General features: G+C 50.8%; 12 protein-coding genes. 3 read left to right on the plus strand and 9 right to left on the minus strand.

Going from position 1 to position 10,096, the window contains the following annotated elements; all coding sequences use genetic code 11:
- Positions 1-35: 35 nt before the first annotated feature.
- The 4 genes from L2082_RS16235 to L2082_RS16250 all read right to left on the minus strand — a co-directional run bounded on the left by L2082_RS16235 (position 36) and on the right by L2082_RS16250 (position 4,626).
- Positions 36-1,370, minus strand: coding sequence for a tetratricopeptide repeat protein (locus L2082_RS16235; protein ID WP_446011970.1), 1,335 nt, complete (start codon positions 1,368-1,370; stop codon positions 36-38).
- 187 nt (positions 1,371-1,557) lie between these two features.
- The gene (locus tag L2082_RS16240; RefSeq protein ID WP_446008639.1) at positions 1,558-2,685 is read right to left on the minus strand and encodes an ABC transporter ATP-binding protein; all 1,128 of its coding nucleotides are present in this window, start codon (positions 2,683-2,685) and stop codon (positions 1,558-1,560) included.
- A 123-nt stretch (positions 2,686-2,808) separates the two neighbouring features.
- Positions 2,809-3,624 (minus strand): carbohydrate ABC transporter permease, encoded by an 816-nt coding sequence (locus L2082_RS16245; protein ID WP_446008638.1) that lies wholly within the window; start codon positions 3,622-3,624, stop codon positions 2,809-2,811.
- Positions 3,625-3,690: 66 nt separating this feature from the next.
- A complete protein-coding gene (locus L2082_RS16250; RefSeq protein WP_446008637.1) occupies positions 3,691-4,626 on the minus strand; it encodes a DUF2207 domain-containing protein in 936 nt (311 codons plus the stop codon).
- 97 nt (positions 4,627-4,723) lie between these two features.
- Between L2082_RS16250 and L2082_RS16255 the strand changes: the two genes are divergently transcribed.
- The 3 genes from L2082_RS16255 (at position 4,724) to L2082_RS16265 (ending at position 6,183) form a co-directional block, all read left to right on the plus strand.
- Positions 4,724-5,023, plus strand: coding sequence for a hypothetical protein (locus L2082_RS16255; protein ID WP_446008636.1), 300 nt, complete (start codon positions 4,724-4,726; stop codon positions 5,021-5,023).
- 397 nt (positions 5,024-5,420) lie between these two features.
- A complete protein-coding gene (locus L2082_RS16260; protein WP_446008635.1) occupies positions 5,421-5,741 on the plus strand; it encodes a hypothetical protein in 321 nt (106 codons plus the stop codon).
- Complete coding sequence (locus L2082_RS16265) at positions 5,734-6,183, plus strand: hypothetical protein (protein ID WP_446011968.1); 450 nt, start codon at positions 5,734-5,736, stop codon at positions 6,181-6,183. Before L2082_RS16260 ends, L2082_RS16265 begins: the two co-directional genes overlap by 8 nt.
- Before the next feature lie 47 nt (positions 6,184-6,230).
- On the opposite strand, the gene L2082_RS16270 is transcribed toward L2082_RS16265, so the two are convergent.
- Genes L2082_RS16270 through L2082_RS16290 form a run of 5 tightly spaced genes read right to left on the minus strand, consistent with a single transcriptional unit; the run spans position 6,231 to position 9,814 of the window.
- Positions 6,231-6,587, minus strand: coding sequence for a hypothetical protein (locus tag L2082_RS16270; protein ID WP_446008633.1), 357 nt, complete (start codon positions 6,585-6,587; stop codon positions 6,231-6,233).
- 57 nt (positions 6,588-6,644) lie between these two features.
- Positions 6,645-7,388 carry a hypothetical protein gene (locus tag L2082_RS16275; RefSeq protein WP_446011969.1) on the minus strand — a complete coding sequence of 248 codons (744 nt, stop codon included), beginning with the start codon at positions 7,386-7,388 and terminating at the stop codon, positions 6,645-6,647.
- A gap of 40 nt (positions 7,389-7,428) precedes the next feature.
- Positions 7,429-8,325 (minus strand): carbohydrate ABC transporter permease, encoded by an 897-nt coding sequence (locus L2082_RS16280; RefSeq protein ID WP_446008631.1) that lies wholly within the window; start codon positions 8,323-8,325, stop codon positions 7,429-7,431.
- Between the two features lie 35 nt (positions 8,326-8,360).
- Positions 8,361-9,662 carry an ABC transporter substrate-binding protein gene (locus tag L2082_RS16285; RefSeq protein WP_446008630.1) on the minus strand — a complete coding sequence of 434 codons (1,302 nt, stop codon included), beginning with the start codon at positions 9,660-9,662 and terminating at the stop codon, positions 8,361-8,363.
- A gap of 5 nt (positions 9,663-9,667) precedes the next feature.
- Positions 9,668-9,814, minus strand: a complete 147-nt coding sequence (locus L2082_RS16290) for a hypothetical protein (RefSeq protein WP_446008629.1) — start codon at positions 9,812-9,814, stop codon at positions 9,668-9,670.
- Between the last annotated feature and the right edge of the window lie 282 nt (positions 9,815-10,096).

The following is a 10,096-nucleotide window of genomic DNA, read 5'->3' on the forward strand; positions in this document are numbered from 1 at the left end:
GAAACAGCGGAGGCCATGTTGTATTTACGGGCGCATTACAAAGCTGGTCGATGGAACATGCTGAGAGAGCATATTTTTTCCCTCAAGGCAGCAAGTGTGGTTTGACCTACTTTTTGGGAATGCTCCCCCTCCTCGGTATACGAATTTTTTGGATGGGCTTCAAGAAAAAATTCCAGATTCTGTGTCGCCAGCTGCCATTCATTAATTGCTGCGTAACATCGCCCTATATTCCATCTTGCCTCTTCATATTCCGAAGCATCAGAATAATATTCAGTGATTTTTTCATATGCCATACGGGCCTGGTTATATTTTTTCATGGAAAAATAAACCTTACCGAGGAAAAGCAGCATCTCTGGAACCCGATCATGCTCTGAAAATTTTGAAAGAAAATGTTCTGCAGAAGTAATCGCCGCTATATAGTTACCTTCTTGTGATTGAACTTGTGCATCGTTAAAAATCGTGTCCGCATCTTTAATCAGCTCAAGCACAGGACGAATTTCTTCGGCTAATGGCTGTAGCTCAATGAGGTACGGGTTGTCTTTAGGTACCACTTTCTTCATTCTCCGGTAAATCTCAGCCGATTTTTTGATATTTAGCAAAGAGTAATAATCAATTATCATGCTGTAATACACTGAAGCGACCAGATCACTGTCAGGATATTCTTCAAGAAATTTTTCTCCTAAATTAAAGACAGGAGAATCTTTATCAGCAGCTCTGTTAAAAATTTTTTTCAAAGGAAACTCCTTGTCCTGTATAGATGCATTTATGTCCTTTTCAAATCCCTTTAGACTCTGATCTGCTGCCTGAACTATCTTTTCATAGAGTTTTACTTCACCTTCCAACTGGTCCACATGATCCTGAAGAGCATCAGTCAAAAAAACAGGAGATATTTTCTTTTTGATATCCTGTACATTCTGTTTGGCGCAAGACGTAAAAGTGCTATTCGGAGACTTGCTGATTAGATCCTCTAATACTTTTTCAGCTTCAGAAGAGTTTCCGCCCTTATACAATGCGGTGGCAATATTATAGTGAACAGCATCAAGGAATACGCTGTTTGGGTATTTTTGTAGAATTTTTCTGTAAACAGTCAGAGCGTTGTCATATTCTTTCATTGCCGAATAGGTATCACCGATAGTCATCTCCACTAAACCAGCATAATCACTGTTCGGTACGGCTTGCAGAGCGAGCTGAAGTTCAGCGATCTCCTTTTCATACTGTTTATTCTGGTCGTGCTTGCCAGCTCTGATGAAATGCTCATTATACCATAATGATTCCGGCATATTACCGGCAACGTATTGCTGTATTTTTGTCAGATCCCGACAGGCATCAGAAGAAATTTGAGCTGCGTAGCTTGTATCGACAAAAAGCATCCATCCAACAACTGCACTTATTGCCAACAACCACTTTGTTGATGGCAGGATCTTGTTGAAAGTAATTATTTGAAATTTCAAGATGTTCTCCTCTAACGTCTAAGGTGTGCTGCCGTCGGTAGTCAATTCTACCGTCGGACTTCCTCCTTTCAGGGCAGTCTTGCTGCAATCGCCTTGGCCTTTAACTTCAAACCGCCGCCCCGCTTTGATCAAAAAAGCAGGCTCCACCCGGATCGACATCCAGGGTAATTTTTTCATCGACCGCGCAGTGCAGCTGCTGAAAAATCCGGGCGGTAAAAAAGGTCTGGCCAGCGGTATCCAATGCTGTTGTGAACGGAGTAATGAGTTGAAAACGGATCAGGGTTTCGTAGCCGAGGAATTCCGCATCAACCACTTGGCAGGGCAGAGAGAAGCTGCTTTCCTGCCCCTCCGCACTTAGGCTGAACGCTTCCGGTCGCAGACCGAGCCAGATATCCTCGTCCTGCGGCAGTTCGGCCAACCGCGCCCGCATTGCCTCCGGCAACGGCCATCGGACAGGCTCATTTTCCAGCGGCAGGATCAGCTCATTTCTGGAAACCCGGCAGGGGATGATGTTCATACCCGGACTGCCGATAAACTGGGCGATAAAGATATTAGCCGGGCGGGAGTACAGCTCATCCGGCGGGGCAACCTGCTGGAGGATGCCGTCCTTGAGCACGGCAACCCGCTGGCCCAGGGTCATAGCCTCCACCTGATCATGGGTGACATAGACCGTGGTCACACCGAGCTGCCGCTGAATCGTGGCGATCTCCGAGCGAATCTGCACCCGCAGTTTAGCATCCAGGTTGGAGAGCGGTTCATCCATAAGAAAGACCTGCGGCTCCCGCACCAAGGCCCGGCCCATAGCCACCCGTTGTCGCTGTCCGCCGGAAAGCTGCTTGGGTTTCTTGTCCAGCAGAGGGGTGATGTCCAGCTGCTCGGCCACGGTTTCCACCTGCTTCGTGATGTCCTGAGCAGGCATCTTCTGCATCCGCAAAGGGAAGGCCATATTGTTGCGCACGCTCATGTGTGGATACAGGGCGTAATTCTGGAAGACCATGGCGATATTGCGCTGCTGGGGCGGCAGATTATTCACCCGCCTGCCGTTGATCGATATCTCGCCGTCCGTGATTGATTCCAGCCCGGCAATCATGCGCAGCAGGGTGGACTTGCCGCAGCCTGACGGGCCGACAAAGACCATCAGCTCGCCGTCCTTGATCTCCAGATTGATATGATCCAGGATGTTCTGCTTTTTATCGTAGGATTTGATCAGTTCTTTGATTGCAACATCTGCCATAACGTATCCTGTGGGTTATCAGATTGGTATAAGTACAACAGGGCGAACGCCGTTCGCCCCTACGACGGCCCATATAAAGGGCAATATATTTTCTGCTGAATCCCTCAATGCGTTGAGCCTTGTTTATCCTTTGGTGCCAGTGGCTGCGATGCCTGCGACAAACCAGCGTTGAAAGAGGAGAAAAATGACCATGACCGGTGCCACCATCATCACGCCGAAGGCCATGATATCGCCCCATTGCAGGGGCGGCAGGGTCTGGAACTGGGCTACTGCCACGGGCAGAGGCCGGACCCGTTCGCCGCTGGTCACCATGAGCGGCCAGAGAAAGGTGCCCCACTGCATGAGAAAGGTGAGGATGGTGACGCTGGCAAAGGCGGGCTTGCTGTTAGGCAGGATCAGGGAAGTGAAAATGCGGAAGGTGCCTGCGCCGTCCACCCGTGCCGCCTCTTCAAACTCCTTGGGCAGGCCGATAAAAAAGGTGTAAAAGAGGTAGATGGAAAAGGCGTTGGCAACAAAGGGCAAAATCTGCACCAGATAGCTGTCCCGCCAGCCTAAGTAGCTCATCTGATAAAACATGGGCACGGCAATGGCCTCAAAGGGAATGATCATCAGGGCCAGGACCAGGCCGAACAGGGCCTTATGGCCGAACCAGTGCAGCCGGGCAAAAGCGTATCCGGCCAGGGAGTTAACGACCAGGCCCAGCAAAACCACGGACAGGGTGATGAACAGGGAGTTGAACAGGTAGCGGCCAAAGCTGACCCGGTTGAACACGTCCGCGTAGTTCTGCCAGCTCAGGTCGGCGGCAAAGAAGCGTCCGCTGGTCAGGCCGACCAGCACTTCGTTGTCCGGCTTAAAGCTGGAAAAGACCATGAACAGGATCGGCGCGGCATAGAGCAACGCGGCTGCGGAGATAAAGAGGGTGAGGAGTATTTTTCGCATGGTATTCGTTCGGGTTGATTGATTGTTTATGACGGATTTCTTTTTTACTGTACGATTACAGGAGAGTCACCCCCCGCCCCCGCCGCAGCATCCGCCACCTCCACCGGAACTGCCGCCCCCGAAGCCGCCTCCGCCAGCATAGCCGCTTCCGGTGTAACCGCTACTTCCTCCGCTGCCACCACCTCCTTTGCCACCAAAAATAAGAATAATTATAAAAACGATGATGGCAAGTATGATCCCGACAATCCAAGCGGACCTGTCGGTTTCCCAAGTGCTTTTCTTGCCGCTACTATAATGTTTCAATTCGGCAGCTTTTTTCTTCCAATAAGCAGAATTTTTTCGTGGTTGTTCTGGAAGTTGGAGCACCTCATGTGGAACAGCAACGCGTACCTCCAGCTCCGTTCCTGGCTCCATTGTGCCTTTTGCAACAAACTCAACCGTTCGTTCATCAATTTGTCGGGCCTCGGCAGGCACCCCGAAATTTTTAAAGCTGGTGATTTGTCCTGCCAAGGTATCCGGCAGGCGTACTGTTACCTTGCCGCTCTCAATCGGTGCGGATCGGTCTTTAAAGATAGCTTTGACGTACACCCAATCTTCTTCGCCGTGAATCTGGATGCCGCCTTTAACGCGATACTTCAGAACAAAGGTATGGCTCTCCGGCGGGTTCAGCTCATGCCGCCATTTGATCCACCGCTGCCCGTTTTTGATATTTGTACTGAACGGAAGTTTTTCGTCCCCTTCGTAAACTTCAATCTGATCAATGCCGTCCACCTTATCCAGCGGGATGTAGCGATATCGTTCGTTGGTGTGCGGCCCGGTGAAAACGTACTTCTGGGTCTCGGTGATAAGCATGTCGCCGTTTCCCTGCACATCAATCAGCACATTGATGAAGTCCCAGTAAAAGGGCGGGGATTTCGCCGATGCGGTTTGAGTATTCAGTAAAAATAATCCAAGTACGATTGCCTGGACATACACTGTAAGCAGTTGTCTGAGACACTTCATGGTTCCTCCTATGTTTTTGCTTTTCAAAAAGATGCGTTGATTCAGTTCGATGTTCGATAGACTCAGCCGCCACCACCGCCGCAACCAGCTTTCGGACATGCAAAACAACGAATCGGACGTTCCAAACGAGCTTCTGTATATACCAAACCTCTTCCAGGACGTTCCAGACGAGCTTCTGGATGTCCCAAATGAGATCGCGGATGTTCATAACGAGACTTTGTACATCCAAAACCTCGATTTGGACATCCGGGAAGAGATTATGGACGTTCACAACGAGACTTTGTACATCCCAAACCTTGACTCGGACATCCCACAAGAGCTTTTGCATGTTCGCAACGAGGTTTCATACGTCCAGGACCTCTATTTATACCTTGCACAGCAGGATGCACATGTCTGAATATAGACTTTCACCAACTTCTCCGCCTGGAGAAAGAAGAGCAATCCCGCCGTTTCCTTTCGCTGACCAGTGAAAGACCATGCGTAAGATCGTAAACACGAAGGCGGATAAGAGCGTGTGACAGATTTCATGTTGAGATATTCTTGCAGTAAATTCACATTTCAGCTAATCTTCAAAAAAATATCTGAGGGTAAAACAATGACTGACGTAACATAATTTATCCATAACTGCAAGCAGCAGCATCCTGATGAGTTCAGACATTTTGACAAAGAATACAAAACATTCAGACTTGGTGTCCTTCTGAAGCAGGCCCGCACTGAGGCCGGGCTGACCCAGGAAGAAGTTGCCCGGCAGCCCCGATGCCGCAAGCTCTGATCTTTTTACGGAGGTATGTTCTGTGAAACAAGTAGGATCGTTACGTTATGGCGTTATATTCAAGAAAGCTTTCAGTCACCCTGAGATTTTCACCTCCTTTGTCCGCGATGTGCTGGGCATTGAGCTGGAGATTTCCTCTGTTGAAACGGAGAAATCCTTCAGCCCGACTGTGGGGCCGATTGACTCCCGGTTCGACCTGTTTGCCGAGGATGTCAAAAACCGTGTTATTGTAGATATTCAGCATCAGCGTCTGAAAGACCATTACGATAAATTTCTCCATTACCTTTACCGTCGTGGTTCTGACCTCCGGCGACAGGCACAAGACCGATGTGGCGGTGATTGATTTTGATCCGCGCGACCGGGCAGGCCAGCCTCTGGGGGAAATTCTGCATAAAATTATCTACCTCTGTCCGAAATACGTTGCGGACGATACCCCGGAGCCGCTTCGCGAATGGCTTCTGGCGATTGACGATACCTTGGACGAAGAGGTTGACGAAACCCGGTACCGCCCTGAAATCAGCTCCATCTTTGATTACATAGAAAAAAGCTGTATCAGTCCGCGAGATGCCGCTGAAATGAAGGAGGAGGCAGCCCGCAAGGAAAAACTCAAGGAATTGGAGGATGAACTCAAAGCGGTCAAATCGAATCTCGACCTAGCCAAGATTGAAGAACGCAAAGCAATCGCCCGGACTATGCTGAACAACGGTCTCAGTATTGAACAGGTGGCAAACTGTACGCAGCTCAGTGTCGAACAGGTTACGGCACTGGACAAAGGGTGCAAGTGAGGAGTCGTTCACTATCTGGCTCATGGATGAAGTTCGACGGTCACGTCTCAGCCGCCCCCACCGCCGCAACATCCGCCTCCTCCTCCACCGGAACTGCCGCCGCCGAAGCCTCCGCCACCACCGACATAGCCACCAGTGTAGCCGCTGCCACTCCCCCCGCCTCCACTACTACCGGTTATGAAAAGGACGACAACACCTATCAGAAGTATTAAGAATAGCGGTCCTGGGCCTATAGTTTTAAACAGCAGCACCATACCCCATATCACAGCAGTTATAGCAGCTATAGCAGCCGCTATCGTTAAAATTCTTTTTACCTTTTTTTTCCGAGAGATTATTTTTTTGTATTGACTGTATTTAATGAATTGTCTCTCTATCTTCTTGATATCTTCTAACTCATTATGCATGCTGTTTCCTTCGAAGTTTATAGTCTGAACTGAAAGGGTATCTACCCCACCCTCCGCTCAGCCGCCACCACCGCCGCAGGCACCACCTCCTCCTCCACCGGAACCACCGCCGCCGAAACCACCTCCACTGGAAAAACCTCCACCTCCGTGATAACCACTGCTACCTCCTCCGCCTCCATTGCGTATAGATATAATTATGCCTACAGGAAGACCGATAAAAACCGCAAGCCCCACTCCGATTCGAAGCAATACCCCTAAAAATAACAATACATCCAATAAAGGCCCCTGCAAATAGTTAGCTCCTGATTCGGCTTCCAATATAAAAAAGATAGTCGTCAAGACTGCCGCTATCACAGCAACGATTAAAGCTATTTTAATGACTAACTTTCCAAAACGTTTTGAAACTGTTAGGAATTTTTCCGAAATCGTCTTTTCTTCCAACCCTTCTGTGAAATGAAGGATTAAAGGAATCCCCAATGCAGACAAAAAGATTCCAATAATTGCTAAAGTCATCAACATGCCTGCTCCGGCTACAACTCCCCATATCAACATGCCTAACGCCCGGATCGGATACCATAAAGGACTTGTCAGGTAAGTTGGATCGTCCTTGGCGACCATGAAGACTCCCATTGCCGTTACAGCACCTAGTATTCCCAATACTACCAATACTACTAATAAAAATCCTCCCACTTCTTTAGCGAAGCCTTTCGAGGAAGGGGTTGAGGGAATTGGATTATCCAAATTATCTAGTTCGTTTTTCAGACCTTGTGCCTTTTTAAGATATTCCAGCTCTCTGTTCATTTTGTTTCCCTTACAGTTAATTCCCCGAATTGAAAACAGATCACCCCACCCTCCGATCCTCCCGCACCAGCCGCCGCTGGAAAATGGTCAGGCAGAGGACAATGATGAAAAAGACCACGGTCATGGCCGAACCACGGGCAATCTGCTGGCGTTCAAAAGCAGCACGCACGGCCTCGAAGACCACAGTGGCGGTGGCATTGAGCGGGCCGCCCTTGGTCATGATCTGAACCTGATCAAAGAGGCGGAAGGAGAGGATGGTGGTTACCGAGACCACGAACAGGGTTGTGTTACGCAGGCAGGGAAAGGTGACATGCCAGAACTGCTGCCAAGAATTGGCCCCGTCCAGGCGGGCGGCCTCGTAGAGTTCTTCTGAAATATCCTGGAGTCCGGCAAGATAGACAATCATCTGAAACCCGGCTCCCTGCCAGATTGAGACCACCATAATCGCGGGCAGGGCAAGGAATTGGTTATGAAGGAAATCCTGCGGCTCCCAGATCCCGAAGGTCAGCAGCTCAAGCACGGAGTTGATCACTCCGTTCGGGCCGGGCGCGTAGAGGAGCATCCAGACCACGGAGATCAGGGCAAAGGGGAAGATTACCGGCAGAAAGAACAGGGTGCGGAACACCACCATGCCTGGGAGCTTGCGGTTCACCAGCAGGGCAAGGAGCAGGGCGCAGCCGGTCTGGGCTGGCACCACGACCACAGCGAAAATTAGGTTATTGAGCAATGCCCGGAGAAAAACAGGGTCTTGGATAATGCGGGCGTAATGCTGCAACCCGACAAAGGTGAGCGGCAGGGGCGAGGCCAGTTTCAGGTTGGTGAAGGAGAGGATCAGGGCCAGGAGAAAGGGCAGGCCGATAAAAAGGGCCAGACCGGTCAGGGCCGGGGCAGCCATGAGCCAGCCGACCCGGTTGTCGCTGCGAAACTTGTTGTTCATAATAGAAACCTCTGCTGTTTATACTCTCTGTGCTGTCAGGAACGGGGAACAGAACGGTAGCCTTCGCTGTCCGTAATATCCTGCTCAATAGCTGCGGCAGCCTGATGCAGGGCTTTCTGCACATCGGCTCCGTTGCGGATTTCATCAAAAGCCTGCTGAAAGACCGAGGTGATCACCTGATAGGCCGGGGTGCGCGGTCGCTCCACGCTGCTTTGACGGAGCTGGTCCACAAAAAGCCGGAGCGGGCCTCCTTCCTGGTACAAAGGCGAGCGGACAACGGCACTCCTGGTGGCAGGCACGGCCCCGTTGACCCCGGTCATGGCCAGGATATTTTCCGGGCGGAGCAGGAAGGCAAGAAATTGGGCTGCTGCTTTGGGATGACGGGCATCTGCGTTAATGCCCCATTGCCAGGAGCCTTGGCCGGTCTTTGAACCCTGCCCGAAATTCGGCAGGGGCAGGAGGACCAGCTTGTCGCCCAGTGCCTTTGCGTAGCGGGGATATTCCCAATGCCCGACCCAGGAAAGCGCGACCCGCTCTTCCACAAAGGCGGCATCATCCAGATTCGGATCAACATAGCCCTGCTGAAACCAATCCCGCAGGGTGGTCATGGCACTAACCGCCTCTTTTCCGGCCAATACCGGCTCTGCATGGAGATAATCCTGTCGGTCGATCAGATCACCACCGGCAGACTGAATAATCGGGGAAAAGGCATAGGTGAACCACTCGCCCCGGTAATTGGCCTTGAGATCCAGCACAGCCCCGTCCTGATCCTGAGCAGCCAGCTTGTTCAGCACCTGATTGAACTCCGCCTCTGTCCAGGCATCATCCACCGAGGCGGGAATACGGACACCTGCCGCCTTCAGCAGGGCTTTGTTGCCGTACATGCCCAGGCCGGAGTCAAACATCCCCACGGCAAAGAGCTGATCGTGCATGGTGCCCTGTTTGATGATGGACGGCAGGAGATCGGCCTGCACCGCCGCAGGCAGGAGATTATCCAGGGGCTGGAGCTGATTCTGCCAGACATAGCCGTACAGGAACGGCCCGTCAAATTCAATTACATCCGGCAGATCATGGGAAAGGGCGGCAGACTGGAGCTGGGAGTTGTACGAACCTTCCGGTAGCAGGGTGAGTTCAACGTGGACATCAGGAAATTCTTCGTTAAAACGTTGCACCTGATCCATGAGCACCTTGCGCTCGCCCTCCTGCCCGCTGTGCGCCCAGACCGTGATCAGTTGCTTGTTTGACTCTGCTTCGGGTGTGCAACCCAGAAGGGTGATGAATATGCAGCTCAGGAACAGGTGAACTGCATACAGGAAAAATGTTTTTTTTGTTTGCATAAGCATTACTCTTCAAAAATTTGGTCAAAAACTGTGGGCTTTTTTTCAAGATAGCGGACAGGCACCGAATCACCGACTTCTTTCCCCCAAGGTTCGTCTCGCGTTTCCCTGGCAGTAATTGATCGGGAACCGCCATCAAACTGATACACCATTACGTAAAGATCGCCATCTTCTTCAATATCTATAACCTCCGCACTGACAGTTTTGCCATGCTGTTCCAGTTCCTGTATGCGTTTTTCCAGGAGGTTCTTCCATATGAAGGCCGCTGAACCGAGAATAAGTCAGCAATTCCCGAACCCCTCTCAAAGTAACCGTTCAGACCCCTCTCATTTTTTTTACGCAGCAAGAGGCAGAGGAGGCACATCCAGCCCCTGGCGCCGAGCCGTGATAACCTCAGCGAGATATTTCCACGGACAGGCGTTGCGCTTCCTACA

It is taken from the genome of Candidatus Electrothrix sp. (genome assembly GCF_052785085.1).

Bases quoted from the DNA above. Each gene is read 5' to 3' on its own strand.
- L2082_RS16250 (WP_446008637.1), bottom strand. From the start codon at position 4,626: ATGAAGTGTCTCAGACAACTGCTTACAGTGTATGTCCAGGCAATCGTA.
- L2082_RS16235 (WP_446011970.1), bottom strand. From the start codon at position 1,370: ATGCTTTTTGTCGATACAAGCTACGCAGCTCAAATTTCTTCTGATGCC.
- L2082_RS16240 (WP_446008639.1), bottom strand. From the start codon at position 2,685: ATGGCAGATGTTGCAATCAAAGAACTGATCAAATCCTACGATAAAAAG.
- L2082_RS16290 (WP_446008629.1), bottom strand. From the start codon at position 9,814: ATGGTGTATCAGTTTGATGGCGGTTCCCGATCAATTACTGCCAGGGAA.
- L2082_RS16275 (WP_446011969.1), bottom strand. From the start codon at position 7,388: ATGAACAGAGAGCTGGAATATCTTAAAAAGGCACAAGGTCTGAAAAAC.
- L2082_RS16270 (WP_446008633.1), bottom strand. From the start codon at position 6,587: ATGCATAATGAGTTAGAAGATATCAAGAAGATAGAGAGACAATTCATT.
- L2082_RS16255 (WP_446008636.1), top strand. From the start codon at position 4,724: ATGCAAAACAACGAATCGGACGTTCCAAACGAGCTTCTGTATATACCA.
- L2082_RS16280 (WP_446008631.1), bottom strand. From the start codon at position 8,325: ATGAACAACAAGTTTCGCAGCGACAACCGGGTCGGCTGGCTCATGGCT.
- L2082_RS16245 (WP_446008638.1), bottom strand. From the start codon at position 3,624: ATGCGAAAAATACTCCTCACCCTCTTTATCTCCGCAGCCGCGTTGCTC.
- L2082_RS16285 (WP_446008630.1), bottom strand. From the start codon at position 9,662: ATGCAAACAAAAAAAACATTTTTCCTGTATGCAGTTCACCTGTTCCTG.